The following is a 26,653-nucleotide window of genomic DNA, read 5'->3' as shown; positions in this document are numbered from 1 at the left end:
GCTCAGCCCAGCATCCGGGCCGCGGTGGCGGCCTGCCGCGCGGCGATCCGGTCCCGCCACTGCACGGAATCGATCGGTTCGTAGTACGGAAGTTGCTTGGGCAGGTCGTCCACGGCGATCACTTCCGATCGGGGGCCGTCGGCCTCGGTGAGCGCGCGGGACAGCCGCTGCCAGCGCAGCTGGATGTAGCCGCGATCGTGGCCGGTGCGTTCGATCCAGTTCGCCAGGCCCGGGTCGCGCTCGCTGATCACGTACCGGATCATGCCGTCCGGATCGACCCGCGCCTGCGGCACGGTGAGGCTGGTCTGGTGGTTGATGTAGTCCAGCGAGACGTACCACATGCTGCCCAGCTGGAGGCCCTGGTAGGGCGCGTCGCCGGCCGGGACGGTGACCACCATGGCCTGGTCGTCGGCGAGCTCGTAGTGCCCGACCGAGGAGTACTGGGTGGCCAGCCCGCCGGGGGTGAGCCGCGGCGGCGTCAGCGTGTTCACCGGCAGGTTCAGGTAGAACCGCTCGGCGAACGCCAGGAACGTGCGGATCCGGCCGACCAGCATCTTGCCGGCCACGGCGTACCGCTTGGCGATGGTCTCCAGGCTGAGCGGCGGCGGCGCCTGGCCGACCCGATCGGCCCGATGGATGCGCAGCATGCCCGGGCGCTCGGTGGCCCAGTCGCTGAAGACCTCGCGCACCACCAGCATCGCCGAGCCGGGCGCGAGCGGGAACGCGTTGCGACCGGACAGGCCCGGGCCGAACCGGATCTCGAAGGAGCCGTCCGGATCGATGTCGATCGCCCGGTCGTCGAACGCGGCGAGGCTGCCCGGCACGTTCACCGGCGAGTAGGACCCGTCGAGGACCTGGAAGCTCAGATCGGCGGTGCCGCCCCGGCGGCCGGTCACCACGTACTCGGCGTCGTCGCGCAGCCAGGCGTGGAAATACAGCGTGTCCGGGTTGTCCAGGCCCATCTTCGTGTACGGGCCGGTCGAGCGGACGAAATAGGGGAAGTCGCGGTCGAACGCCCACGCCATCTGGATCGACGCCCGGATGCCGCCGGCCAGGTAGTCCTGGCCCTCGATCAGGTCTTGCGGACCGCGGATGTGCGGCGCACCGGCGACGACGCGCTCGGCTTCCGCGATGGCTTCGGCGAACGGCTCGGTAAGCACGGTTCATGCTAGAACGCGTTCTAATCTCGGGTCAACGTACCCATCGGCGCCGCTTGACCGACGCTAGAACGTGTTTCACTCTTGAACGATGCGGGCGTTCCGATTGACCGACTGGGGCGCGGCCCCGGCGCACGAGGAGGTGCCGGTGCCGTCGCCCGGCCCCGGGCAGGTGCTGGTGCGGGTGGCCGGGTGCGGGCTGTGCCGATCAGATCTGACCATGCGGCAGATGCCGCGCCCGGTCGGCGAGAAGCTGGCCTGGCAGATGCCGTTCACGCTCGGCCACGAGACCGCCGGGTGGCTGGACGACGGCACCCCGGTCGCGCTCGCGGCCACCGCCTCCTGCGGCACGTGCTGGTTCTGCGTGCGCGGGCTGGAAAGCGGTTGCCCGCACGGCCTGACCGGCCGCGGCTACGGGCGGGACGGCGGCCTCGCCGAGTACGTGCTCGCCGACCGGCGCGGCGTGCTGCCGCTGGGCGGCCTCGACCCGCGGCACGCCGGGCCGCTGACCGACGCGGGCGCCACCGCCTACCACGCGGTGCGGCGGGCGCTCCACCGCATCGTGCCGGGCGGCGCCGCGGTGGTGATCGGCGCCGGCGGGCTCGGCGCGTTCGCGGTGCAGTTCCTCCGGGTGCTGACCTCCGCCCGGGTGATCGCCGTCGACCCGCTGGCCGGCCGCGTCGCGTACGCGGAAACGATCGGCGCCCACGAGGTGATGTCCGATGTGGAGCTGCTCCCCCGCCGGCTCGGCGCCGACGCCGTGCTCGACTTCGTCGGAAGTGATCAGACGATTGCGGCCGGCATCGCGGCGGTCCGGCCCGGCGGTGCGTACGGGCTGATCGGCTCGGCCGGCGGGCGGCTCGAGCGGCCCTGGTTCGGCACGCTGCCCCGCGACGGCGAGGTCTACACGTTCCAGGGCTCGACGATCGCCGACGCCCAGGAGGTCATCGCGCTGGCCGGGGCCGGGCTGGTGCGCAACCAGGTGGAGGAGTTCCCGTTCGAGAAGGTCGAGGAGGCCTACGAGCGGCTGGCCGCCGGCACGCTCACCGGCCGCGCGGTCGTCGTGCTCTGAGTCGCCGGGGTCGAAACCGCGAGGCAGACTGGCCCGGTGCGACTTCGGCGACTGACGACGACCCTGCTGGCCTGCGGCGTGGCGGCCGGCTGCTCCGGCGCGCCGCCCGCCGGGCCGGCGACGGCACCGACCGCACCGGCCGCCACCCCGGCGCCCCCCGCATCAGCCCAGCCGAGCCCGTCGGTCACCCGGATCGGCAACGCCACCGCCGCCCCGGCCTGGCTCGGCAAACGGGTGCTGCCGGTCGGGTCGAACGGCTTCGCCGCCGCCCAGGCCACCCCTCCCGAGCTGCGGAACCGCTCGATCATCACGACCGATTACCTGCCGCCACCGGCCGACGGCCGGTTCCACTCGACGATCGAGTCGGTGCCGCCGAGCGTCCTCGCCCGCTCCAGCTGGACGAGCGCCTGCCCGGTGAAATCCGCCGATTTGCGGTACGTGACGGTCGGCTTCCGCGGCTTCGACGGCCTGGCGCACACCGGCGAGATGCTGGTGCACAAGAGCGCCGCCGAGGGCCTGGTCAAAGTGTTCGGCCGGCTGTTCGCCGAGGGGTACCCGATCGAGGGGATGCGGGTCACCGGGGCGGCCGGGCTCACCGCCCCGCCGACCGGGGACGACAACATGACCGACGCGTACGCCTGCCGCCCGGTCCGCGACTCGAAGGTCTGGTCGCAGCACTCCTACGGGCTGGCCGTGGACGTCAACCCGTTCCAGAACCCGTACCACAAGGGCGAGATCGTGCTGCCTGAGCTGGCCACCTCGTACCTCGATCGGGGCACCGTCCGGCCGGGCATGATCCTGCCGGACGGCCCGGTGGTGAAGGCGTTCGCCGCCATCGGCTGGAAGTGGGGCGGCGACTACCACTCGCTGAAGGACTACATGCACTTCTCCGCCAACGGCGGCTGACCCTCCTACGGGACGAGCTTGCCGAGCCGGGCGAGCGTCTCGTCGGCCTCGGTGACCAGATCGGCGAGCACGTCCGCGACCGGGCGTACCTCGTTCATCCGGCCCACGATCTGGCCGACGGGCATCGGCACCACGGTCGGGTCGCCCGACTCCATCAGCCGGGTGTGCGCCTCGGCCACCAGCAGGTTCTGCAGCGGCATCGGGAGCGGCTTCGGCGCCTCGTCCTCGTTCCACGCGTCGGTCCAGCGGTTGCGCAGCAGCCGGGCCGGCTTTCCGGAGTAGATGCGGCTGCGTACGGTGTCGCTCGATCGCGCCTTCAGCAGCGCCTCACGCAGCGCCTCCGTGGTCTGGTACTCGGCCGTGCCGAGCCAGACCGAGCCCATCCAGACCCCGCGGGCGCCCAGCGCGAGGGCGGCCGCGATCTGCCGGCCGCTGCCGATGCCGCCGGCCGCGAGCACCGGCACGCCCTCCCCCACCGCATCGACCACCTCGGGCACCAGGACCATGCTGGCGATCTCGCCGGTGTGCCCGCCGGCCTCGTAGCCCTGGGCCACCACCAGGTCGACGCCGCTCGCCACGTGGCTGCGGGCGTGGTCGGCCCGGCCGGCCAGCGCGGCGACCAGCAGTCCGTGCTCGTGAGCCTGGGCGATGACGTCCGGCGGGGGCGGGCCGAGAGCGTTCGCGATCAGCCGGGGACGGTGGTTCAGCGCGACCTCGACGTGCGAGCGGGCCACCGAGTGCAGCCAGCCGAGCACTCCGGCCCGGCGGGACTCGTCCACGCCCAGCGGCGGCACGCCGAGGCGCAGCAGGGTGCGCTCGACGAAGTCGCGATGGCCCGGCGGGATCAGCTTGTCCAGGTCGGTCGCGGCGCCCTCGGTGGGCACATGGCTGGGCATCACCACGTCCACGCCGTACGGGCGGCCGTCGGTCGCCTCGTCGAGCCAAGCGAGCGCTTGCTCCAGTTCGTCGGCCTCGTTGTATCGGACGCAGCCCAGCACGCCCAGCCCGCCGGCCCGGCTGATCGCCGCGACCACGTGCTCGGACGGGCTGAAGCCGACGATCGGGTGCTCGATGCCGAGCCGCTCGCACAGCTCAGTCCGCATGGCTGACCTCCTCGGCCGGGTTTTCCGCGGCGTGTTGATGGGCCCAGCGGTAGTCGGCCTTGCCGCTGATCGTTCGGGAGATCTCGTCGACCAGCCAGACCGCGCGCGGCACCTTGTAGCCGGCGACCTGATGGCGCAGGTGGTCCTCGACGGCGACCAGGTCGACCTTCGCGCCGGGGCGGGGCTGGATGAGGGCGGCGACGCGCTGGCCGAGGCGGTCGTCGGGCAGGCCGATGACGAGCGCGTCGAAGACGTCGGGGTGGGTCTTCAGGGCGCCCTCGACCTCCTCCGGGAAGACCTTCTCGCCGCCGGTGTTCACGCACGTGGCGCCCCGGCCGAGCAGGGTGATGGTGCCGTCCTCCTCGAGCCGGGCCAGGTCGCCGGGGAACGCGTAGCGGACACCGTCGATCTCGGTCAGCAGCCGGGCGGTCTTGACCGGGTCCTTGTAGTAGCCGAGCGGGAGGTAGCCGCTCTTGGCCAGCCGGCCGATCTCGCCGGGCGCTACCGGCTTGTTGTCGTCGCCGAGCACCACGGTGGTCGGGCCGGGCATGACCCGCGGCTCCTCCACCGCGCCGCCGGGCACGTCGGCGACCACGCCCAGCCCGGTGAAGCCGGTCTCCGAGGCGCCGATCGCGTCGGTGACCAGCGCGGCCGGGAACAGCTCCAGGTACTGTCGTTTCACCACTGGGGAGAAGAGCGCGCCGCTGGAATTGACCGAGCCGAGCGAGGAGCCGTCGTAGTCGCCGGCCGCGTACGCCTCGATGATGGGCCGCGCCATCGCATCGCCGATCAGCACCATCATGTTGACCCGGTGCCGGTCGATGGCGCGCCAGACCTCGTCGGCGTCGAAGTGCGGCAGCATCACCACGGCGTCGCCGGCGAACAGGCCCATCAGGGCGGCCCACTGGGCGTTGCCGTGAATCAGCGGGGCCAGGCAGAGCCGGACCAGCCCGTCACCGGCGGCGCCGCGGATGGACTGCTGCCACTCGTCCTCGAGCGGGACACCGGTCATGAAGTCGACGCCGCCACCGAGCGTGCGCCACACGTCCTCGTGACGCCAGAGCACGCCCTTCGGATAGCCGGTGGTGCCGCCGGTGTAGAGCAGATAGATGTCGTCGGGCGAACGCTCGCCGAAATCCCGGCGCGGGTCGCCGGCGGCCAGCGCCTCTTCGTAGAGAACGTCGCCGGTTTCCGCGTCGGAGCCGTCCGGCAGCACGACCACGGTGTGCAGGCCGGGTGAGGCGTCCCGGACGGCGGCGACCCGGGGCGCGAACCGGCGGTCGTGGATCAGGGCCACCAGTTCGGCGTCGGCGAAGAGGAAGTGCAATTCGTTCTCGACGTATCGATAGTTGACGTTGACGACCGCGGCCCGCAGCTTGTAGACGGCGATCATCGCCACTACGGCCTCGATCGAGTTGCCCGCGTACAGGCCGACGTGGTCGCCCGGGCGCACTCCGCGATCATGCAGGAGGTGCGCCAGACGGTTGGCGCGCTCCTCCAGCTCGGCGTAGGTGATCGCCTGTTCGCCGAAGTACACCGCCGTGCGGTCGGCGAAGGCGTCGACCGCGTGCTCGAACAGGTCCGCAATATTTGCCGCCATCACCAGAAAGTAGAACCTGTTATTGTTCGTGACAAGCCCCAGCCGCCCGGAGGTTCGCCGTGGAATCGCATGCCCTCGTCGAGCAACGTGGACCGATCCTGATCGTCACGATGAACCGTCCCGAGGTCCGCAACGCGCTCTCGGCCGAGATGATGGCCATCATGCGCGAAGCCTGGGACCGGGTGGACGACGATCCGGCGATCCGGGTGTGCGTGCTGACCGGCGCGGGCGGGGCGTTCTGCGCGGGGGCCGACCTGCGCGCGATGACCCAGTCGCACCCCGGCGACAACTTCGACGGCGCCGACCTGTCCCGGATCGACGCGCTGCTCAAGGGACGCCGCCTGAGCAAGCCGCTGATCGCGGCGGTGGAAGGGCCGGCGGTCGCCGGCGGGACCGAGATTCTGCAAGCCACGGACGTACGCGTCGCGGCCGAGAGCGCGCGTTTCGCGGTCGCCGAGGCGCGCTGGGGTTTGTTCCCGCTGGGCGGTTCGGCGGTGCGGCTGGTGCGCCAGATTCCGTACACGATCGCGGCCGAGATGCTGTTGACCGGCCGGCAGCTGAGCGCGGCCGAGGCCCACTCGGTCGGTCTCGTCGGGCACGTCGTGCCGGACGGGCAGGCCCTGGCGAAAGCGCTCGAACTCGCCGAGGCGATCGCCGCGAACGGTCCGCTGGCGGTGCAGGCGATCCTACGTACGATCCGGGAGACCGAGGGCATGGCCGAGGAGGACGCGTTCGCCGTGGAGGCCAAAATCGGCATGGCGGTGTTCCGCAGCGACGACGCCAAGGAGGGCCCGCGGGCCTTCATCGAGAAGCGCGCGCCCCAATTCCACGGGCGTTAGCGGAGCGCGCACCGACCTTCGCAAGATCTTGTCGGGCTACCACCTTGACCAGGCCGGGACATAAAGCGACGCTTGTCGATGGAACCCGCGACTGCGGCCGTTCACCGTGCCCCGACCTGGAGAGCCCCATGTACCGATCGGCGCGAATCGTCATGCTGCTTGCCCTGATCGCCGGCGCCGCCGTGGCGGTGGCCGGACCGGCCCAGGCCACCTGCGGGGGAACCGGCAGCGCCGAGATCGTGTCGCTGACGTTCGATCCGCCCGTCGTCACGCCGGGCGACTCCGTCCAGGCGACGGTCACCGCGCAGAACTGCACGGCCGCCGCCCTGACCGCCCAGGTCCAGTGGTACGGGCGATTCACCGGGCCCGGCGGCGGGATCCCGGCGGGCTGCATCGCCATGGATCCCCTCGTCGTGCCGCTGACCCTACCGGCGGGTGGGACGGGCCGCGCCACCCTGACCTATTCCACGTTCGCGTCGTGCTCGGCCACCGGACTGCAGGTGAACGTCCAGCTGACGGCCGGTGGCGCCGTCGCCGACACGCGCACCGCGACGGTGCCGATCGGATCGGCCCCTCCGCCGGGCTGCAAGATCACCTATCGGCGGCTCTCCGAGTGGCCGGGCGGATTCGTCGCCGAGGTCACGATCACGAACACCGGGACCGCACCGGTCGCCGGATGGGCGGTCGGCTTCACGTTCCCGGGCGACCAGGTGGTCACCGGCGCGTGGAGTGCCGCGGTCACTCAGTCCGGCGCGGCCGTGGTGGCCACCAACCTCGCGTACAACCGGGTCCTGAACCCCGGCGCGGCCACGTCGTTCGGATTGCAGGGCGCCTGGCACACCAGCGACGCCCCGCCGACCGTTCTGACCTTGAACGGCCAGGCATGCTGACCGCCGATCGGTAACGCGTTCCAGCGGTGGGAAGACGGCCCATCGGCCAACCTTGCCGCACCAAGTTAGAACGTGTTTCACTTGCGTACGTGGAAACCGTGCTCGCTGCCCCGCTGGAGATCGGCTTCGATTACACCCGCTCGCTCGGCCCGGTCCTGGGCCGATTCATGACCGGCCTGCGCGACCGCCGGGTGCTCGGCAGCCGCACCGCCGACGGGCGGATCCACGTGCCGCCGCTCGAATACGACCCGGTCACCCACGCGCCGGTGACCGAGCTGGTCGACGTGCAGCCGACCGGCACGGTGGTCAGCTGGACGTGGACCGATCGGCCGCTCGACGGGCAGCCGCTGGACCGGCCGTTCGGGTGGGCGCTGATCCGGCTGGACGGCGCGGACACGGCCCTGTTGCACGCCGTGGACGCCGGCTCGCGAGACCGGATGCACACCGGTATGCGCGTGCACATCCGCTGGTCCTCCTCGCCGCACGGGCACATTCGCGACATCGAGTGCTTCGCCCCGGGCGAGACCGCCGCGGCGCCGGCCGAATCCGGCGGCGACCCGGTCACCATCATGACGACGCCGATCCGGCTGGCCTACACGCACACCACCTCGCCCGAGGAAGGCCGTTACCTGCGAGAGCTGGCGGAGGGCCGGCTGCTCGGGCAGCGCTGCCCGGTGTGCCGCAAGGTCTACGTGCCGCCGCGGGTCTGCCCGGCCGACGGCGTGCCGACCGAGGAAGAGGTCGCCGTGAGCGAGCACGGGACCGTCACCACCTTCTGCGTCGTGAACGTGCCGTTCGCCGGGCAGCGCCTGGAACCGCCGTACGTGGTGGCGCAGATCCTGCTGGACGGCGCCGACATGCCCATCCCCCACCTGATCCTCGGCCTGCCCGCGGACGAGGTGCGGATGGGCATGCGGGTGGCCGCGGTCTGGCGCGACCGGGCCGAGTGGACCACCAGCCCGACGAACATCGCGCACTTCCTGCCGACCGGCGAGCCGGACGCGCCCTACGAGTCGTACGAGGATCACTTGTGAGCGAAACTGTCGCCGTCATCGGTTTTGCCCAGGCCGCCAACCGGCCGTCCGCCGGGACCACCAGCGGTGTCGAGACGCTCGTGCCGGTCTTCCAGGAAGCCCTGCAATCCGCGGGCCTCGGCCGGCGGGAGGTCGACTTCTGGTGCTCCGGCTCCTCCGACTACCTGGCCGGGCGGGCGTTCTCGTTCGTGAACGCGGTCGACGCGATCGGCGCGTTCCCGCCGATCAGCGAGTCGCACGTGGAGATGGACGCCGCGTGGGCGTTCTACGAGGCGTACGTGAAAATCCTCGCCGGCGAGGCGGAGACCGCGCTGGTGTACGGGTTCGGCAAGTCGTCGGCCGGCCTGCTGCGGCGGGTGCTGGCGCTGCAACTCGACCCGTATGTGACCGCGCCGCTCTGGCCGGACTCGGTGAGCGTGGCCGCGCTGCAGGCCCGGCTGGCGCTGGACGCCGGGATCGTCACCGAGCGGGCGATGGCCGAGGTGGCCGCCCGCAGCCGCGCGGACGCGACCACGAATCCGTACGCGCAGGTGTCCGGGCCGGCCGATCCGGAGTACCTGCTGGCCGGGCCGTACGTGGCCGATCCGCTGCGGCGGCACGATTGCGCGCCGGTGTCGGACGGCGCGGCCGCGCTCGTGCTGGCGGGCGGCGAGCGCGCCCGGCGGCACCGTGAGCGACCGGCCTGGATCACCGGCGTGGCACACCGGATCGACCCGCAGGGCCTCGGCGAGCGCGATCTGACCGCGGTCCCGTCGGCGAGCGCCGCGGCCGAGGCGGCGGGCCTGCCGGACGACCTCGACGTGGCCGAGTTGCACGCGCCGTTCACCCATCAGGAGTTGCTGCTGCGCGCGGCGCTCGGCCTGGGCGATCGGGTGCGGATAAACCCGTCGGGCGGCGCGCTGTGCGGCAACCCGATGTTCTCGGCCGGCCTCGCCCGGATCGGCATGGCCGCCGAACAGGTGATGACCGGCCGGGCCCGGAAGGCGGCCGGGCACGCCACGAGCGGCCCGGCCCTCCAACAGAACCTGATCTGCGTGCTGGAGGCGGAATCGTGAGACGAGCGGCCGTGCTGGGGACCGGGCAGACGCACCATCGGACGCGACGTACCGACGTGTCGATGGCCGGGCTGTGCCGGGAGGCGATCGACCGGGCCCTCGAGGACGCCGGGGTGGACTGGCCGGACATCGACGCGGTGGTGCTGGGCAAGGCGCCGGACCTGTTCGAGGGCGTGATGATGCCCGAGCTGTTCCTCGCCGACGCGCTCGGCGCGAGCGGGCGGCCGCTGCTGCGCGTGCACACGGCCGGGTCGGTCGGCGGGGCCACCGCGATCGTGGCGACCAGTCTGGTGCGGGCCGGGGTGCACCGGCGGGTGCTCGCGGTCGCGTTCGAGAAGCAGTCCGAGTCGAACGCGATGTGGGCGCTCTCCGTCCAGCCGCCGTTCACCGCGCCGATCGGGGCCGGGGCGGGCGGCTACTTCGCGCCGCACATCCGCTCGTACATCCGGCGGTCGCACGCGCCCGGGCACATCGGGGCGCTGGTCGCCGTGAAGGACCGGCGCAACGGCGCGCTCAACCCGTACGCCCATCTGCGGCAGCCGGACATCACCGTCGAGTCGGTGCAGGCCTCCCCGATGCTCTGGGACCCGGTCCGGTACGACGAGACCTGTCCTTCCTCGGACGGCGCGTGCGCGGTGGTGATCGGCGACCAGGAGGCGGCCGAGGCGAGCGAGCGCCCGGTCGCCTGGATCCGGGCGACCGCGATGCGCACCGAGCCGACCTTCTTCGCCGGCAAGGACCACGTGAACCCGCGGGCCGGCGCCGAGGCGTCCCATGCTCTGTGGCACGCGGCCGGCATCACCGACCCGTTCGAACAGGTCGACGTGGCCGAGATCTACGTGCCGTTCTCCTGGTTCGAGCCGATGTGGCTGGAGAACCTGGGCTTCGCCGAGGCCGGGCACGGCTGGAAGCTGACCGAATCGGGCGAGACCCGGATCGGCGGGCGACTGCCGGTCAACCCGTCCGGCGGGGTGCTGTGTTCGAATCCGATCGGTGCCTCCGGCATGTTGCGCTTCGCCGAGGCGGCCATGCAGGTCATGGGCCGGGCCGGCGACCACCAGGTGGCCGGGGCCCGGACCGCTCTGGGTCACGCGTACGGCGGCGGATCGCAGTTCTTCTCGATGTGGGTGGTCAGCGATACCGCACCGGCAAGTGCTTGATGCTGTGCAGCCAGCCCGAGCGCAACCGCTCGGGCTCGCCGGCCAGGGCGATGTCGGGCATGTGGTCGGCGATCGCGTTGAAGATCAGATCGATCTCCAGCCGGGCGAGGTTCGCGCCGAGGCAGAAATGCGCGCCGCTGCCGCCGAAGCCGAGGTGCGGGTTGGGGCTGCGGGTGATGTCGAACCGCTCGGGGTGGTCGAAGACCTCCTCGTCGAAGTTCGCCGAGCCGTAGAACAGGCACACCCGCTGGCCCTTCTTGATCTGCTGGCCGCCGAGCTCGGTGTCCCGGGTGGCGGTGCGCTGGAAGACGTTCACCGGCGTGGCCCACCGGACGATCTCGTCGACCGCGGTGCGCGGGCGGGTCGCCTTGAACGCGGCCCACTGATCGGGGTGCTGCAGCATCGCGAGCATGCCGTGCGAGATCGCGTTGCGCGTCGTCTCGTTGCCGGCCACCGCCAGGATCAGCACGAAGAATCCGAACTCGTCGGTGGACAGGTGCTCCCCGCCGATCTCGGCCTTCACCAAGGTGGTCACGATGTCGTCGCGCGGGCACTCCTGCCGCTCCTCGGCCATCTTCATCGCGTAGCCGAGCAGCTCCATCGCCGGCTCGAGCGGATCGCTCGCGGCGCTGTACTCCGGGTCGTCATAACCGATCATCGCGTTCGACCAGTCGAAGACGTCCTTCCGGTCGCTCTGCGGCACGCCGAGCAGCTCGGCGATCGCCTGCAGGGGCAGCTCGCAGGCGACCTGGGTGACGAAGTCGCCGACGTCCGAGGCGTCCGTCTCGGCGACGATCCGCTCGGCGCGCTCGTTGAGGGCGGCGCGCAGGCTGTTGATCGCCCGCGGGGTGAAGCCGCGGGACACGATCGATCGTTGCTGGGTGTGCTGCGGCGGGTCCATGTTGAGCAGCACGTACCGCTGCATCTCGATGCGATCCCGGGGCATGTCCGCCTGGAACCGGGCGATCGCCGTGTTCTCCCAGCTCGACCACGTCTCGCTGTCGCGCGACACGGCCATCACGTCGGCGTGCCGGGTCACCGCCCAGTAGCCCTCGTCGTCGAAGCCGGCGCTGCCGCGCCGCTGCGGGATCCACCAGACCGGTGCGTTGTGCCGCATCTCGGCGAACTCCGCGTGCGGGATGCCGCGGACAAGGATCTCCGGGTCGGTGAAGTCGATACCGGTGGGGACACGGGGCTCGGCCACGGCTCCTCCTACGGGAACAGGTTCTACCGATTCAAACACGCACTCCGCTCCCAGCGGTATGCCTATTGTGGTTTGATATAGAAACACGTTCTAGATTTGGAGATCTTGGAGGCCGCCGTGGGCGTTCCGGTGATCGTCGACGCGGTTCGCACGCCGATCGGGCGCCGTCGCGGCGCGCTGGCCGGCCTGCACGCGGCCGAACTGCTCGGGGCGGCGCAACGGGGGCTGCTCGACCGCGCCGGGATCGATCCGGGCGAGGTCGAGCAGGCGATCGGCGGGTGCGTCACGCAGGGCGGCGAGCAATCCAACAACATCACGCGTACGGCGTGGTTGCATGCCGGATTGCCGTACGCGACCGGGTGCGCCACGTTGGACGCCCAGTGCGGATCGGCGCAGCACGCGACACATCTGATCGCCGGCCTGATCGCGGCCGACGCCATCGAGACCGGGGTCGCCTGCGGGGTCGAGTCGATGAGCCGGGTGCCGCTGCGGGCGAACCTGGGCGAGGCGGGTCTCCCCCGGCCCTCGTCGTGGGAGATCGACCTGCCCAACCAGTACGTGGCGGCCGAGCGGATCGCCTCCCGGCGCGGACTGACCCGGGACGACCTCGACGCCTTCGGCGTACGCTCGCAGGCCAACGCGGCCCGGGCCTGGCGGGAGGGACGCTTCGACCGCGAGGTGATCCCGGTCGGGGCGGTGAACCGCGACGAGGGGCTCCGCGAGACCACGATGGAGGGGCTCGCCGGGCTGCGGCCGGTGCTGCCGAACGGCATGCACACGGCGGGCACCTCGTCGCAGATCTCCGACGGGGCGGCCGCGGTGCTGGTGATGGAGGCCGATCACGCCCGCCGGCTGGGGCTGCGGCCGCGCGCCCGGATCCTGGCGCAGTGCCTCGTCGGGGCGGAGCCGTATTACCACCTCGACGGGCCGATCGCGGCCACCGACCGGGTGCTGGCCCGGACTGGGATGAAGATCGAGGACGTCGACATCGTCGAGGTGAACGAGGCGTTCGCCAGCGTGGTGCTCTCCTGGCTGTCGGTGCACAAGGCCGATCCCGACCGGGTCAACGTGAACGGCGGGGCGATCGCGTTGGGTCACCCGGTGGGCAGCACGGGGGCGCGGCTGCTCGGCTCGGCGCTGCACGAGTTGGAGCGGTCGGGCGGGCGGACGGCGCTGGTCACGATGTGCGCGGGCGGGGCGATGTCCACGGCGACCATCATTGAGCGGATATGAACGACGACCAGCGCGCCCACCATGCGGCAGCGGTCGACACCGCGCTCAGGACGGCCGCGCCGGTCGCGCAGACCAGCAGCTCCGGCACCGTCTCCGGGCGGACCACCAGGACGAGGACCACCAGGCCGATCGCCGCCGTCCAGACCCCCGCGGCGGGCCACCGGGCGCCGTCGGCGATCCGGGCGTTGACCAGGAACACGGTGATCGCGTACACGGCGCCGAGCAGCACGAAGTACGGCGCCAGGCCGGCCAGTGCGGCATATCGGCCGCCGCCGATCACGCCGACCAGGAAACCGCCGGTCAGCACCGTACCGGCGAACAGGACCAGGCCCGCCCCGAACAAGAGCTTCAGCCCGACGAAAAATGCGGCACCGCCGCGCGCCAGCCTCGGCAGGGCCAGGATGGTCACCACCTGCGGAGCCCAGATGGCGGCCCGGGTGAGCACCGCGCCGACCGCGTACGCCCCGGACTCGCCGGCCGGCAGCAGCCGCCGGGCCAGGATGAGATCGGCGTAGGAGGCCACCAGGATGGCCATCGACGCGCTCGCCGCCGCGAGAACCGCCCGCCCGCGCAACACGCCGGCGGACCCGTCGCCCCTGGGCGGCGCCAGCCACCGCAGCAGGAGCGGGACCGACCAGGCCACCAGCGCGCCGAGCGCGAAGGAGCCGATCAGCCCGAACCCGGCGGCCAGCCCGATCACCACCCCGGCGTACCGCCCGACGGCCAGCACCACCGTTCCGGCGGCCAGGCGGCCGAAACGCTCGGCGCCCTGGAAGAGGCCGAGCGGCCGCCCCGCCAGCACGGCCGGAACGGTCATCGCGGCCAGCAGCGGCGGCAGGCCGAGCGGCAACCGGAGCACGGCGGACAGCAGCGGCGTGCCGAGCAACAGCGCTCCCCCGCAGGCCAGCGCGGTCAGCCGGGCCAGCCGGGACGCCCCGACCGGCACACCGGAGCGAGCGGTCGCCACCGCCACCGCGGTCTGCAGCCCGACACCCGGCATCGTCGCGATCGCCACCAGCGCCAGCGCCGTGGCCAGCGCGCCCAGATCGGCCGGCGACAGCCGGCGGGTGGCGAGCAGCGGCGGCAGGTACGCCAGCAGGTTCGCCGCCGCGGTGGCGGCGGTGACGAGCAGGCCCGCCCGTCCCCAAGTGGTGATGCCCGGCGAAGAGTCCACTGTGCCTCCGGAAGGTGCGCCCAGGGTAGCCCGGGACGGCCGGATGCTCTACGCCTGCGCGGCGGCCGTCGTGGTGGCCGTGCTGGCGCCGCTCGCCCGGGCCGGCTACGTGCTGCGCTACGACATGGTCTTCGTGCCGCGCCAGCCGCTGCGCTGGGACCTGCTGGCGCCGGCCGGCACGCTGCCCCGGGCCGTGCCGCAGGACGCTCTGGTCGGTCTGTCCGCGGTGGTCGCGCCGGGTTGGCTGGTGCAGCGGGTGGTGCTCGCCGCCGTGCTCGCCGCCGCGGCGATCGGAGCGGGACGGCTGGTCCCGGCGCGGCGTGCTCCGGCCCGGGTGGTCGCGGCGATCGGGTACGCTTGGACGCCGTTCCTGGCCGAGCGCCTGCTGATCGGGCAGTGGGGGCTGCTCGTCTGCTACGCCGCGATGCCGTGGCTGATCCGGGCGGCCCGCGACGTCCGGCTGGGGCGGCCGGGCGCCGGCGCCCGGGTCGTGCTGGCGGCGGCCTGCGCGGCGGTGACCCCGACCGGTGGGCTGATCGCGTTGGTCACGACCGTCGTTCTCGTACGTCCGGCCGGGTCCTCCCCGCACGGCCCGGCCGGGCCCCGCCCATGGCGACCGGTGCCGGTGTTGCCGGTCGCGGTTGCGGCGTTGAACGCGCCCTGGGTGGTGGTCGCGGCCGGATCGGGAGCGCTCGCGACCTCCGACCCGGGCGCGGTGGGCGCGTTCGCGGCGCGGGGCGAGAACTGGGGTGGCATGCCGGCCGCGCTGGCCGGCACCGGGGGCATCTGGAACGCCGCCGCCGTGCCGGGGAGCCGGAGCGGGCCGCTCGTTCCGCTCGTGACGGCCGGACTGCTCGTGCTGGCGGGGTTCGGGTTCGGGGCGCTGCGGCGGCGCTGGGCCGAGGGCACGGCGACCCGGCTGGCGTGGCTGGCCGGCGGGAGTCTGCTGGTGTCCGCGCTCGGGGCGGTGCCGGGCACCTCCGGGGCGTTGCGCGCGGTGGTCGACCAGGTGCCCGGGGCCGGGCTGCTGCGGGACGGACAGAAGTTCCTCATCCCGTACGCCATCTGCTTGGTCCTGTGCTTCGCGCTCGGGGCGGAACGGATCGCCGATCGGGTGCCGGGAACGGGCGGCCGGGTCGTGCTGGCCGGCCTCGCGCTGCTGCCGGTGGTGGCGCTGCCCGATCTGGCGTGGGGTGCGGGCGGGAAGTTGCGGCCGGTCGAGTATCCGGCGGAGTGGGAGACGGTGGCGGCGGCGGTGCGGGCCGATCCGGGGCCGGTGGTTTCGCTGCCGATGTCGGCCTATCGCGCCTATCCGTGGAACTCGGGGGCGATCGTTTATGACCCGGCCGGCCGCTATCTTGCGGCGCCGGTGGTGGCCGACGACCGGTTGCGGGTGGGCGACACGGTGCTCAGCGGGGAGAGCGCGGCGGCGGCGGAGATCCGGGCGCGGCTCGCGGATGGTCGCCCGGTCGCGGATGAGCATGTGCGGTGGGTGCTTGTGCAGCGGGACACCGGCGGGAGCGTGCCGCCGGCCGGGCTGGGAGCGCTTACCGAGGTCCATCGTGGACCGGCGTTGGTGTTGTACCGCAATCCGGGCTATGCGGCCGCCGCTCCGGACGGAGATCGACTGTCGGCGCTAGTGGGTTACCTGCTGGCCGGCATGGTGGTCGTGGTCGCGGGGTGGCGGCGGTTCGCGCGTACCAAATCGATCAGAAGGAGGCAGGAATGGGCAGGTTCACGACCCTGATCGTCGGCGCGGCGGTCGGCGCGCTGCTCGCGGTCGTCGGGGTGGCGGCGGCGATGGCCGCGCTCAACCCGTCCGCGAGCAAGGTGGCGACCCAGATGGCCGACGAGGCGAAGGCGAACGGTCAGGGCGGCAGGGCGGCGGAGGATCCGCTCGACCCGCCCAACTTCTACGGCGCCCGCTGACCCGGCCACGCACCGATCGGCGCACGGCCGGCGCCGCTCCGAACGGCACGCGGCGACCCGGCCGAGCGACGCAGTCTGAACGGCCGCGCTCGCGAACGGCCGCGCTCGCGAACGGGTGCGCTCGCGAACGGGTGCGCTCGCGAACGGGTGCGCTCGCGAACGGGTGCGCTCTGAACGATTCTGGGCGGCAGCCCGCACGGCGACCGGTGCGGAGCGACCATGTGCGGCCGGGACTTCTACGGCGCCCGGTGGTCGGACGTGAGCACGCCGTCGACGAGGGTGGCCAGCTGGTTGCCCGCGGCCGGCCAGGTGAAGGTCTCGGCGTACCGGCGCGCGGCCTCGCCCATCCGGCGGCGCGCGCCGTCGTCGGTCAGCAGCCAGCGGACCTTGGCGATGAAGTCGTCGGGATCGTCGGCGAGCAGGCCGGTGCGGCCGTGCCGGATCGCGTCGCACACGCCGCCGGCGCCCCGGAAGGCGATCGCCGGGGTCTCGCGGGTCGCCGCCTCCATGATGGTCAGGCCCCAGCCCTCCTTGAGCGACGGGACCAGCGCCAGCCAGCCCTGCGACAGCAGCTCGTGTTTGCGCTGCTCGGTCACGTAGCCGGCGAATTCCGTGCGGTCCGCCACCCCGAGCCGGGCGGCGTACTCCCGCAACCGCGGCTCCCACCAGCCGCGACCGGCGACGATCAGGCGCAGGTCGGGCAGCTCGCCGGCGAGCGCGGCCAGGGCGTCCAGCGCGTACTCGACCCGCTTGTGCGGCACCAGGCGACCCAGGACCACGAGGCAGGGGTACGCCGCGCGCCGGACCGGCTCCTCGCTCGGGCCGGGCAGGCCGTTCTGGATGATCGAGATCCGGGCGGCGGAGACGCCCAGCCGGACCAGTTCGTCGCGGGTGGCTTTGGAGACCGTGACGTAGCGGCAGCGACGGTAGACCCGCGGCGCGACCCGGGACTCCAGCCACCAGCCGAACCGGCCGCGCCAGTCGCCGAAGACGACCGGCCACTGTTCGCGATGCACGTGGTGGACCACGACGACCGTGGGGCATCGCGCGTACAGGGGGGACAGGAACGGCACGCCGTTGCAGACGTCCACGATCAGGTCGGGCCGGCCGCGCACGCCGGCGGCCAGCCGGCCGAGATGACACGCGCCGGCCACGTAGGTGAGCGCCGCGCGGAGGTACACGGTGTGCCGGCCGCCGCGCCGCAGAACGTGGACATCGCTCGGCAACACCTGTTCGGCGGGCGCGTCGCCGTGTGCGGCGCACAGCAGCGTCACCCGATGGCCGTGCGCGACCAGTTCCGCCGCGATCCGCTCGGTGTAGACCTCGGAGCCGCCACCCTCGGGGTTGTTCGTGTCCCGCCAGTTCAGGAAGAGGATGTGGCGGGCCGGCGCGGCGGGCACGGCGGGCTACGGCCGCTCAGCCCTGCGGCACGGCGGACGCCTCGGGCGCCGGGGTCTCCGGCGCGGCGTGCCGTCCCGGAGCCGGGACCCGCCGGGTGACCATCACCCCGGCGACCATCGCGACGAGGCCGGCGACCAGCAGGCCGATCGGCAGGTAGCGACCGAACACGAGCAGTTCGGTGCGGCCGCTTCGGGCCTGGTCGACGATCGTGTCGCCGGTGGCCTTGTCGTACTGGAAGGTGGCGTTGAGGATGTCGATCGGCTGGCCGCCGTCCGGCACGAGCTGGCGGTGCTCGCGGTCGGTGTAGGCGACGATCGCGCCGGTGGCCGGCTCGACCCACAGCGTACGGGAGGCCTCGTAGTTCATCGTTCCGGTCTTGGCCTTGGGCGCGAGGAAGCCGAGCAGGCCGCTGAGCGTCTGCTGGTCGACCTCGAGGTTCTGTTGCGGCACGGTCTGCTGGAAGCGGTACGTCTGGAGGCCGGCGACCTTCTCCTGGCCCTGGTACGTCATCGGCAGCGACTTGCGCAGGGTGCCGTCGAAGTACTGGTACGTCGTCTTTTTCGTGCCGAACGGGAAGAGATAGAGCTGCCCGGTGTAGCTGATGTTGCCTTCCTCGCAGGTGCTGGCGTCCTGCTTGCCGACCTTCACGTCGTTGTAGCACTGGCCCTTCCACGGCACGGCGGCGCCGGACCGCCGGTCGAGCGCTATCCGGCTCTCCGATCGGTTGATCGGTTGGTTCTGCTCGACCCAGTCGGTCGCCTGATACACGTTCCAGATCAGCGTCTTGCCGGCGAGGCTTCCGGTGAGGTCGGCGGCCGCCTTGTAGTCGGGCTTGACGCCGGTCATGTTCCGCAGCGTGCCCTGCTCGACCGTGATCGACGGGGCACCGCTGGGCAGCGTACGAGCGCTCACAAACGTCGCTCCCGGGGCGTTGAGCACGACATCCGGGGGCTTCATGTCATAGGGAACCTGCTTGAGCCTGGGCACTATCAGCCACGCCAGCGCCGCGCCGGCGACCACACAGAGCAATCCGAGACCGAAGAGCATCGCACCGGCAACCCGCCGCATGAGCGCACCCCCTCCGAGGTAGAACTTGTTACAATCTACTGCCGCGTAACCGTCTGCGAAACCCCGGGAGAACGATGTCTTCCGCATCGGCGCCACCCCGCCTGCCGGCCCTCGACGCACTGCGGGCCGGCGGGGCCGCCGCGGTGGTGGCCGTCCACGTCGGATTCGCCACCGGCTTCACCGGCAGCAGCGCGTGGGGCGGGATGGTGGCGCGGCTCGACGTCGGCGTCGCGATCTTCTTCGTGCTCTCCGGATTCCTCCTGTTCCGGCCGTACGCGTACGCGATGGCGCACGGCGCTCCCCGGCCGAGCGCCCGCCGGTACCTGTGGCGGCGCGCGCTGCGGATCCTGCCCGCCTACTGGCTGACCGTGGCGGTGTGCCTGCTCGTGCTGCCGGGCAACGCCGGGGTGTCCTGGGGCGAGTGGGTGCGGTATGCGACCTTCACCCAGTTCTACGGGCGCGGCCACCTGCACGACGCGCTCGGGCACACCTGGAGCCTGACCGTCGAGGCCGCCTTCTACCTCCTGCTGCCGGTGCTGGGCGTGCTCGCCGTGGGCCGTTCATGGCGCCCCATGCGTACGGTCATGCTCCTGTGCGTGTTCGGCGCCGTCGTCACCGGCGGCTGGCTCGCCGCGATGGCCGCGGGCGGGCTGGACATGGGCCTGCACACGACCTGGCTGCCCGCGTTCGCGTCGTGGTTCGCCGGCGGGATGGTCCTCGCCACCGTGCACGTGGCCGCCGATGCGGGCCGCCCGTCGCGCCTGGCCGAGGTCGCCGCCAAGGCGCCGCTCACCTGCTGGGCGCTGGCGGCCGGGCTGTTCGTCATCGCCTCGACGCCGCTGACCGGCCCGCGCGGCCTCGACGAGCCGACGCCGGGGCAGTTCGCGACCCGGATGGTGCTGTTCCTCGCCGTCTCGGTGACGGTCGTGCTGCCGGTCGCGTTCGCCCGATCGGGACCGATCGGCGCGGCGCTCACCTCACCGGTCGCCGGGTGGCTCGGTCTGGTCTCGTACGGGCTGTTCCTCTGGCATCCGTTCGTGCTGGTGCTGCTGCGTCCGGTGATGGGCGCGCCGACGGTCGCCGGGCTGATCCGGACGTATGTGCTCACGATGGCGGGCGCGCTCGCTCTGGCGACGCTCAGCTGGTACGGACTCGAGCAGCCGATGCAACTGCTGGGCCGCCGGCGTAAGCCTGCTCAGGTTTTGCCATCTCCGGCTCCGGTCTCGGCGAGCGCACCTCCGGTCTCCGCGGGCGTATCGCCGGTCTCCGCGGGCCCAACTCCGGTCACCGCGGGCCCATCCCCGGTCTCCGCGGGGGCATCGCCGGCTTCCGCGGGCGGGTCTCCGGCCGAGGCGCCGCCGGGCGCAGAGGCGCGGCCGAGTGCCGGCGGCAGCGCGCCGAGCCAGAGCGCGGCGAACGCTGCCAGCCCGGCGAACTGAGGTCCGATCGCGATGTGCGGCGTGGCCGCGCGCAGCGACAACACGCACGCGAGCGCCCAGAGGATCACCGGCGCCCACCGCTCGGCCCGCCGGATCCATGGCCGGCCGCGGAAGATGAGCAGCGCCAGGACGCCGAGCAGGGCCGTTGCGGCCGCGGCGTAGCCGCCGGCCACGACCAGGAAGACGGCGCCCAGGAAGAGCAGGAAAAGGTCGCGCCGCCGCTTCTTCCGGACCGGCATGGCCGGCACCCGGCCGAACGGCAGGATCGCGGCGAGCGCGACCAGTCCGGCGAGGGTGGCGCCGCCGATCAGGCCGGCTCGATACCAGCGATCCGGGGCGAAATCGATGGTGACCGTGCCGGACAGGCCGGCCGGGACGATCCAGCCCTGCTGCCAGCCGTCGATCACGATCGGTCGCAGCGCCCGGCCGCCGATCCGGGCCCGCCAGCCGGCGTTGGTGTTCTCGCGCAGCACCAGGACGCGGGAGGCGGCCCACGGCGCGAGCGTGACCTGCCGCCGATCGGGCTGCCAGCGATCGATCGAGAGCACGCTGTCGACCGGCGTCGCGGCCGCCGTGCCCGCGGCGGGCAGCAGCGCTATCCGGGTCGGCTCGGCCTCGGTGCTCGCGGTCGCGACCACGCGCACCGGGCCGGCCGTCGCGTCCGGTCGGATCTGGTCGGTTGCGCACAGTCGCATCGGGAGCTCGCGGCGCTGGACCAGATCGGCGACGGTGGCCGCGAACGCGGTAGTGATGGTCTTGCCGCTGACCTCCAGGGTCGGGCCGCTGCCGCACGGGAGGCGGACCACGGTGGCCGGTCCCCCGGCGAGGCGTGCCGGGCCGCCCTTGCCGAGCACGGTCAGCTCGCTCACGCCGACCGGGAGGCGCTCGAAGTCGCCGGCGTACGGATCGAACGAGGTCGCGACCGGTCCGCCGGTGAACAGGACGGTGATGTCGTCGGTGTACACCGCGCGGTCGAAAGTGAGCGTTCCGTCCGCGTCCAGGGTGCCGCTGCGCGGGCCCGAGTCGGTCAGGACGGTCACCGACCACGGCCGTGCGGCGGCGGCCCGCGGGCCGAGCGTGAGGTGCAGGCCGGTGATCAGCCGCGGGAACACCCAGTCGAGACGCAGCCAGGGCGAGTGGTCCTCGTCGCTCGCGTACCAGGTGGTGTCCGGGTCGCCGTCGACCACCGCGCCGGGCCGGGCCGCCGGATCGGCGACGCCGGTCGAGGACGCCGTGACGCGCGGGGTGTCCGGGCCGGCCAAGGTGCGATCGATCAGCGCGTCGAGTGCGGGTCCGGCGCGCGGCCGGCCCCACAGCTGAGCGCCGTACACACCGTTCAAGGACCATGGCACCGTACGGTCGAGAACGGTCCCGTCCTCCGACCCGCGGGCCGCGTCGGCCGCGCAGTACGGGTGCCCGGCGAGGAAGAAGCAGGACGGCACGGACGGGGCCGCCTCGAGGAGCACGGCCGGGGCCGGTGCGCGATCGGCCAAGGAGACCGGGGTGTCCCCGGAGCCTCGCGGCTCGGCGGGCAGCACCAGGGTGCGCGCCGCCCGGACGCCGGGGATGGTCAGTTCGGCGATGCCGACGCCGCCGTAGCCGAGCCGGACGCTCCACACCGCCTCGATCACGACGGTGAGCCGGCTGACCGGGAACCAGCCGTCCAGCGGCACGGTCACCGTCTCCCCGGAGACGTTCAGCTCGTGCCATTCGTCGCCGGCCCGCACGCCGATCCGGGTCGGGATGGCGTCGGCGCCGAGATCGAAGGTGATCCGGACCTGTTTCAGCACGCGCGGGCGGTCGAGGGCGACGCTGAGCCATTGGCCCACCGCCACGGTGCCGGGCGCCGACCGCCAGGACGTGCCGGGATCGCCGTCGATCGCCGCGAAGGGCAGGTGTTCCGGCCGGTTCGCGGCCAGCGGCAGGGCCTGGGCGTACGAGCTGGAAGCGCTCACCTCCTGTACGCCCTGGTATTGGGCCACGGTCTGCCAGCGGGTCGAGTCGGTCGAGGTGTAGTCGTGCGCCGGTTGGGCGAGGCGCCACGGTTCGGTGGCGGTCATCGTCGCCGAGGTGTTGTCCCTGGCCTGGCCGAACGTGACCTCCCGGCGGCGTTCGCCGTCGGTGACCACCGTTGCGCCGGTGCGCAGGTCGGCGGGCCGGTCGGAGGCGAGGACGGTGGGTGCGGCGGTCAGCCGGCCGGCGTCGGCCAGTTGCAGGAGGGATTCGGGGCCGCCGACCACGGTCTGGACGTCGTTCAGGTCGTAGGCGCCGATCGGGGCGGCGGGCTGGTCGACCTCGTACACCTGCAGGGCGGGGACCCGGACGTCCAGGCCGCGGTCCACAAAGGAGGTGAAGGGCTGGCCGCCCACGTCGGGGCCGAACCTGAGGCCGGGGCGGAGGCCGGGTGAGGCGTCGAGGGTGGCCCGCACGGTCAGCTGTCGCTGGGAGTCGGAGCGGCCGGTGTCCAGGTCGGCTCGGAGCAGCAGGTAGCGGACGCCGGAGCGGGACAGCAGGGTGGCCAGGCCGGGTTGGCTCCGGCCGGTGGCCAGGGCCGATTCGATGGTGTCCAGCAGCCGGACGGTGGCGGGCGGGACCAGCGGGATCGAGTTCCGCACGGCCCAGTCGGCGGTGAGCAGCGGTTGGACCATCTCGTCGCCGGGAGCGCCCCAGAGGTAGTTCGGGAAGCGGGCGCCGGGGACGACCAGGACCCGGCCGGTGCCGGTGTGGTCGTTCAGCCAGGTGGCGGCGGTGCGCCAGTAGCCGGGGACGTCGGTGAACGAGCCGGAGCCGGGGAGGTTGCCGCCCAGAGCGGGCCCGGCCAGGAGGGCGAGGGCCGTGGCCGCGGCGAGGACGAGCGTGACAGCTCGGATGCGCGCGATCGGCAGGCGCACAGCCGGTGGGCGTGCCGGCTGCACGTGCACGGCCGGGTGGGCGGGTGCGCTGCGCGCGTCTGCGTCTGGCGTGTCCGCGATCGGGGTGTACGCGTCGCGCGTGTGCGTGTCGCGCGTGTGCGCGTCCGTCTTGCGCCCGGCAGCAACGTGCACGGCCCGTAGCACCGTGCCGAGCAGGTGGGTGAACCCCAGGGCGAGCGGCAGCCGGAGCAGCACATCGAACTTGTGGAGATTGCGTAGCGGCGCGCCACCGTGGTCCAGCCACCCGTGAGCGCTCACGGCACCGAGGCCGGGCACACCGGAGAGGTGTCCGAGCCCGACGGCCGCGATGCCCGCCAGGACCGCCGCGATCAGGAAGCGCCGGTACGGCATACCGCGCCGGGCCAGGCCGGCAAGACCCAGACCGGCCACCACCATCGTGGCCACCACCAGCGGAAACTCGGTCGCCAGCCGCCAACCGGCCGGCCACGTGGGTCCGTAGGCGCCGGTCAGGTACGCCAGCCAGTGCGACGTCCCGCGCACGGTGCTCACCACGTCGGTGGTCCGGGTGGTGGTCGCGGCCGTCTCGATGTACTCCAGGAACGGCGGGCTGTACCGGCCGAGCAGCAACAACGGCACCACCCACCACGCGGTGGCGCAGCCGACGGCGATCCCCCAGGCCGTGGCCACGATGAGCCGCCACCGCAGCGGACGCACCGTGAGCAGCCAGAGCAACGGCAGCGGCAGCACGGCGAGCACGGCGGTCGCGTTGACCCCACCGGCCGTGGCCACCGCGAGCCCGGAGAGCGCGACCGCCCGCACCAGCCGCCGGCCCGGAACAGGGTCGTCAGCACGCCCGAATCGCGCAGCCCATGGCCATCGGCGACGAGGCGACACCTCGTCCGACCGCTCGCCGTGTGCGACCGATCGCCATCCACCACCCGGTGACTCCTCGTCCGACCGCTCGCTGTTCGCGACCGGTCGCGGTCGACGGCCCAGGACCGGGCCCGCCGTGAGCGCGACCAGCGGCAGCAGCACCCACGGCGCCACCGCGCTCGGCCACGCCTCGACCGAGACCGGGCCCAGCTCGCTGAGGATGCGCGGGGAAAGCGCGAACACCAGGCCACCCGCGAGTCGCGCCGCCGGGGTGCCGATGCCGAGGCGGCCGGCCAGGAGGACCACGCCGGTGAACGCCGTGCAGAGCAGCAGCGCCCACCAGAGTCGCTGCACGGCCCACTCGGGCACGCCGATGAGTTTCCCGACCGCGAAGAACGGGCCCATCGGCCACAGGTAGCCGTACGCCTGGTTCTGCATCTGGCCGAAGTTGCCCACCGGGTCCCACGCGTGCAGCGCCCGGGCCAGCCACGCGCCGGGCGCGACGACCAGGTCCACCTTGGTGTCCGGCACGATCCGGCCGGGCTGCTGCCAGAACGCCAGCGCGGTGAGCAGCACGCAGCCGGTTGCCACCCGCAGCCGCCACACCACGTGAGCGCTCACGGATGCTGGCTGCTAACCGAGATCACCTCGCCGGTGAGGTACGAGGCGTAGTCGCTGGCCAGGAACGCGATGACGGTGGCCACCTCCCACGGCCACGCGGCCCGGCCGAACGCTTCGCGACGGGCCAGGCCGGCCAGCTCCTCCTCGCTCATCACCTTGGCCAGGAACGGGTGGGCGGCGATGCTGGGCGCGACCGCGTTGACCCGGATGCCGTGTGCGGCCACGTCCAGCGCCGCACATCGGGTGAACGCCATGACACCGGCCTTGGCGGCGGCGTAGTGCGCCTGCCCGGCCTGGGCGCGCCAGCCGAGCACGGACGCGTTGTTGACCACGACTCCCCCGCCGCCCTGCGCGATCATCTGGGTCAGCGCGGCGCGCGTGCAGCGAAACGTGCCGTTCAGCGTCACGTCCAGGACGCGGGACCACTCCTCGTCGGTCATCTCGGTGACCGGCCGGTTGCCGCCCAGCCCGGCGTTGTTGATCATCACGTCGAGCCGCCCGTGAGCGCTCACGGCGCCGTGCACCAGCGCTCGCACCGCCCCTTCGTCCGTGACGTCGCACGGCACGGACCAGACCTTCTTCCCGTACGTCTCCGCCAGCCGGTCGTGTGCCTCGGCGAGCCGGCGTACGTGGCTGTCGCTGAGCACCACGTGAGCGCTCTCGGCCAGACAGCGCTCGGCCACGGCGTTCCCGATCCCCGTGCCGGCCGCGGCGGTGACCACGACGACCTTGCCCTCGAGCAGCCCATGCCCGTCGGGAGGTTTCGGTGGCGGGATCGGCGTCATCGGCGGTCCTGGCGCGGCAACCCGAGGACGCGCTCGGCGAGGATGCCCCGCTGGATCTCGTTGGAGCCGCCGTAGATGGTGTCGGCCCGGCTGAACAGGAACAGCCGCCGCCACCGATCGACCTCGGCGTCACCGGACGGTGCGGCGATCCCCGCTGGGCCCAGGACGGTCATCGCCAGCTCGCCGATTCCCTGCCGCCACCGCGACCACAACAGCTTGATGACCGAGGCCGTGCCCACCGCCGGCGGCGCGGCCAGCACCCGGAGCGTGTGAGCGCGCAACACCGTCAGGTCGATCCACGCGCGGGTGAGCCGCTCGCGCACGGCCGGATCGTCCGCCGCGCCGGTGCGGCGGGCCAGCGCCACCAGATCGTCCAGATCCTGCTGGAACCCGACCTGCTGGCCGACCGTGGCCGCGCCGCGCTCGAAGCCGAGCGTGGCCATCGCCACCCGCCAGCCCTGGCCCGGCTCGCCGACCACCAGGTCGCGCGAGGTGCGGGCCTCGTCGAAGAAGACCTCGTTGAACTCGCTGTCGCCGGTCAACTGGCGGATCGGCCGGACCGTGACCCCGGGCTGCCGCATCGGCACCAGCAGGTAGGACAGCCCGGCGTGCCGGGACGCCCCGGCGGGGACCGGCGCCGTGCGGGCCAGCACGAAACACCAGTCCGCCACGTGCGCCAGCGACGTCCACACCTTCTGCCCGGTGAGCACCCACTCGTCGCCCTCGAGCCGGGCGCGGGTGGTCACCGCCGCGAGGTCGGAGCCGGCGCCCGGCTCGGAATAGCCCTGGCACCACAGCTCGGTCGCCGAGGCGATGCCCGGCAGGAAGCGCGCACGCTGCTCCGGGGAGCCGAGCGCCATCAACGTGGGCCCCACCATGGTGACGCCGATGTGGTCGACGCGACCGGGGGCGCCGGATCGCGCATACTCCTCGTGGAAGATGACCTGCCGGGCGAGCGACGCGCCGCGGCCGCCGTGCTCCACCGGCCAGGCGAGCGTGCTCCAGCCGGCCGCGGACAGCTTGCGGGCGAACGCCAGCCGCTGCTCGAAGGCCTCGTTCTCCCGGCCCGCGCCGCCGGCGCCGCGCAGCTCGCCGGTCACGTTCGCGGCGAGCCAGTCGCGGATCTCGCGCCTGAACTCCTGGTCATCGTCCACTGGCGTCGCCTCCCGCTCCGCGCGTAGGCTCACCCTACCAAGCACTTGCTTGGCTGACCATCCATTCCGGCCCGGTCAGGAGG

General features: G+C 72.9%; 20 protein-coding genes and 1 pseudogene. 11 read left to right on the top strand and 10 right to left on the bottom strand.

The window, feature by feature from the left end:
* Window positions 1–2 precede the first annotated feature (2 nt).
* The gene (locus IH26_RS0116755) at window positions 3–1,160 is read right to left on the bottom strand and encodes a hypothetical protein (protein WP_030437133.1); all 1,158 of its coding nucleotides are present in this window, start codon (window positions 1,158–1,160) and stop codon (window positions 3–5) included.
* Window positions 1,161–1,248: 88 nt separating this feature from the next.
* On the opposite strand from IH26_RS0116755, the gene IH26_RS0116750 reads away from it, so the two are divergent.
* Window positions 1,249–2,229, top strand: a complete 981-nt coding sequence (locus IH26_RS0116750) for an alcohol dehydrogenase catalytic domain-containing protein (protein ID WP_030437132.1) — start codon at window positions 1,249–1,251, stop codon at window positions 2,227–2,229.
* A 36-nt stretch (window positions 2,230–2,265) separates the two neighbouring features.
* Entirely contained in the window at window positions 2,266–3,135 is an 870-nt protein-coding gene (locus IH26_RS0116745) for a M15 family metallopeptidase (RefSeq protein WP_157437226.1), read from the top strand.
* Between the two features lie 5 nt (window positions 3,136–3,140).
* On the opposite strand, the gene IH26_RS0116740 is transcribed toward IH26_RS0116745, so the two are convergent.
* A complete protein-coding gene (locus IH26_RS0116740) occupies window positions 3,141–4,238 on the bottom strand; it encodes an NAD(P)H-dependent flavin oxidoreductase (protein WP_030437130.1) in 1,098 nt (365 codons plus the stop codon).
* On the bottom strand, window positions 4,228–5,838 hold the full coding sequence (locus tag IH26_RS0116735; protein WP_030437129.1) for an acyl-CoA synthetase: 1,611 nt from the start codon (window positions 5,836–5,838) through the stop codon (window positions 4,228–4,230). The genes IH26_RS0116740 and IH26_RS0116735 overlap by 11 nt, the downstream gene beginning before the upstream one ends.
* Before the next feature lie 59 nt (window positions 5,839–5,897).
* Between IH26_RS0116735 and IH26_RS0116730 the strand changes: the two genes are divergently transcribed.
* From IH26_RS0116730 to IH26_RS0116710, 5 genes are all read left to right on the top strand, one after another.
* Entirely contained in the window at window positions 5,898–6,677 is a 780-nt protein-coding gene (locus IH26_RS0116730; protein WP_030437128.1) for a crotonase/enoyl-CoA hydratase family protein, read from the top strand.
* A 128-nt stretch (window positions 6,678–6,805) separates the two neighbouring features.
* A complete protein-coding gene (locus IH26_RS55875) occupies window positions 6,806–7,567 on the top strand; it encodes a cellulose-binding domain-containing protein (protein WP_030437127.1) in 762 nt (253 codons plus the stop codon).
* Window positions 7,568–7,656: 89 nt separating this feature from the next.
* Window positions 7,657–8,601: a Zn-ribbon domain-containing OB-fold protein gene (locus tag IH26_RS0116720; protein WP_030437126.1), complete on the top strand. Its 945-nt coding sequence runs from the start codon at window positions 7,657–7,659 to the stop codon at window positions 8,599–8,601.
* A complete protein-coding gene (locus tag IH26_RS0116715; protein WP_030437125.1) occupies window positions 8,598–9,656 on the top strand; it encodes a thiolase domain-containing protein in 1,059 nt (352 codons plus the stop codon). The genes IH26_RS0116720 and IH26_RS0116715 overlap by 4 nt, the downstream gene beginning before the upstream one ends.
* Complete coding sequence (locus IH26_RS0116710) at window positions 9,653–10,816, top strand: thiolase domain-containing protein (RefSeq protein WP_030437124.1); 1,164 nt, start codon at window positions 9,653–9,655, stop codon at window positions 10,814–10,816. The genes IH26_RS0116715 and IH26_RS0116710 overlap by 4 nt, the downstream gene beginning before the upstream one ends.
* Here IH26_RS0116710 and IH26_RS0116705 read toward each other — a convergent pair.
* Window positions 10,788–12,020, bottom strand: coding sequence for a cytochrome P450 (locus IH26_RS0116705; RefSeq protein WP_030437123.1), 1,233 nt, complete (start codon window positions 12,018–12,020; stop codon window positions 10,788–10,790). The genes IH26_RS0116710 and IH26_RS0116705 overlap by 29 nt on opposite strands.
* 117 nt (window positions 12,021–12,137) lie before the next feature.
* Between IH26_RS0116705 and IH26_RS0116700 the strand changes: the two genes are divergently transcribed.
* Complete coding sequence (locus tag IH26_RS0116700; protein ID WP_030437122.1) at window positions 12,138–13,253, top strand: steroid 3-ketoacyl-CoA thiolase; 1,116 nt, start codon at window positions 12,138–12,140, stop codon at window positions 13,251–13,253.
* On the opposite strand, the gene IH26_RS0116695 is transcribed toward IH26_RS0116700, so the two are convergent.
* Window positions 13,237–14,427, bottom strand: coding sequence for an MATE family efflux transporter (locus IH26_RS0116695; RefSeq protein WP_051808210.1), 1,191 nt, complete (start codon window positions 14,425–14,427; stop codon window positions 13,237–13,239). The two genes, IH26_RS0116700 and IH26_RS0116695, sit on opposite strands and share 17 nt — an antisense overlap.
* 43 nt (window positions 14,428–14,470) lie before the next feature.
* Between IH26_RS0116695 and IH26_RS0116690 the strand changes: the two genes are divergently transcribed.
* Both IH26_RS0116690 and IH26_RS53610 read left to right on the top strand, forming a co-directional pair.
* Window positions 14,471–16,174 (top strand): MmpA family trehalose lipid delivery protein, encoded by a 1,704-nt coding sequence (locus IH26_RS0116690; protein WP_245665245.1) that lies wholly within the window; start codon window positions 14,471–14,473, stop codon window positions 16,172–16,174.
* Complete coding sequence (locus tag IH26_RS53610; protein ID WP_034215434.1) at window positions 16,153–16,356, top strand: hypothetical protein; 204 nt, start codon at window positions 16,153–16,155, stop codon at window positions 16,354–16,356. The genes IH26_RS0116690 and IH26_RS53610 overlap by 22 nt, the downstream gene beginning before the upstream one ends.
* A gap of 236 nt (window positions 16,357–16,592) precedes the next feature.
* Here the strand turns inward: IH26_RS53610 and IH26_RS0116680 are convergent, their stop codons facing one another.
* Together IH26_RS0116680 and pgfA are read right to left on the bottom strand one after the other, a co-directional pair.
* Complete coding sequence (locus tag IH26_RS0116680) at window positions 16,593–17,756, bottom strand: glycosyltransferase family 4 protein (RefSeq protein WP_030437119.1); 1,164 nt, start codon at window positions 17,754–17,756, stop codon at window positions 16,593–16,595.
* 16 nt (window positions 17,757–17,772) lie between these two features.
* Entirely contained in the window at window positions 17,773–18,825 is a 1,053-nt protein-coding gene (gene pgfA, locus IH26_RS0116675; protein WP_051808208.1) for a cell envelope lipid trafficking protein PgfA, read from the bottom strand.
* Window positions 18,826–18,899: 74 nt separating this feature from the next.
* Between pgfA and IH26_RS57925 the strand changes: the two are divergent.
* Window positions 18,900–20,039 (top strand): annotated as a pseudogene (locus IH26_RS57925) (acyltransferase family protein); the annotation flags it as partial.
* Here IH26_RS57925 and IH26_RS62870 read toward each other — a convergent pair.
* From IH26_RS62870 to IH26_RS0116655, 3 genes are read right to left on the bottom strand one after another with little or no spacing between them, the layout of a single operon-like run.
* Window positions 20,021–24,631 (bottom strand): alpha-(1->3)-arabinofuranosyltransferase domain-containing protein, encoded by a 4,611-nt coding sequence (locus IH26_RS62870; protein ID WP_084598871.1) that lies wholly within the window; start codon window positions 24,629–24,631, stop codon window positions 20,021–20,023. The pseudogene IH26_RS57925 and the gene IH26_RS62870 sit on opposite strands and share 19 nt — an antisense overlap.
* Window positions 24,628–25,416, bottom strand: coding sequence for an SDR family oxidoreductase (locus IH26_RS0116660; protein ID WP_030437115.1), 789 nt, complete (start codon window positions 25,414–25,416; stop codon window positions 24,628–24,630). Before IH26_RS0116660 ends, IH26_RS62870 begins: the two co-directional genes overlap by 4 nt.
* Complete coding sequence (locus IH26_RS0116655; protein WP_051808206.1) at window positions 25,413–26,603, bottom strand: acyl-CoA dehydrogenase family protein; 1,191 nt, start codon at window positions 26,601–26,603, stop codon at window positions 25,413–25,415. The genes IH26_RS0116660 and IH26_RS0116655 overlap by 4 nt, the downstream gene beginning before the upstream one ends.
* Window positions 26,604–26,653: the final 50 nt, after the last annotated feature.

Source organism: Actinoplanes subtropicus (assembly GCF_000721705.1).
Lineage (GTDB): Bacteria > Actinomycetota > Actinomycetes > Mycobacteriales > Micromonosporaceae > Actinoplanes > Actinoplanes subtropicus.
The sequence above is the reverse complement of the archived record's forward strand: the minus strand, read 5'-3'. Positions and strand labels throughout refer to the sequence as shown.

What these genes read in the sequence shown, in the direction of transcription:
- IH26_RS0116740 (WP_030437130.1), bottom strand. Translation starts at nt 4,238, where the DNA reads ATGCGGACTGAGCTGTGCGAGCGGCTCGGCATCGAGCACCCGATCGTC.
- pgfA (WP_051808208.1), bottom strand. Translation starts at nt 18,825, where the DNA reads ATGCGGCGGGTTGCCGGTGCGATGCTCTTCGGTCTCGGATTGCTCTGT.
- IH26_RS0116690 (WP_245665245.1), top strand. Translation starts at nt 14,471, where the DNA reads ATGCTCTACGCCTGCGCGGCGGCCGTCGTGGTGGCCGTGCTGGCGCCG.
- IH26_RS0116735 (WP_030437129.1), bottom strand. Translation starts at nt 5,838, where the DNA reads ATGGCGGCAAATATTGCGGACCTGTTCGAGCACGCGGTCGACGCCTTC.
- IH26_RS53610 (WP_034215434.1), top strand. Translation starts at nt 16,153, where the DNA reads ATGGGCAGGTTCACGACCCTGATCGTCGGCGCGGCGGTCGGCGCGCTG.
- IH26_RS0116660 (WP_030437115.1), bottom strand. Translation starts at nt 25,416, where the DNA reads ATGACGCCGATCCCGCCACCGAAACCTCCCGACGGGCATGGGCTGCTC.
- IH26_RS0116750 (WP_030437132.1), top strand. Translation starts at nt 1,249, where the DNA reads ATGCGGGCGTTCCGATTGACCGACTGGGGCGCGGCCCCGGCGCACGAG.
- IH26_RS55875 (WP_030437127.1), top strand. Translation starts at nt 6,806, where the DNA reads ATGTACCGATCGGCGCGAATCGTCATGCTGCTTGCCCTGATCGCCGGC.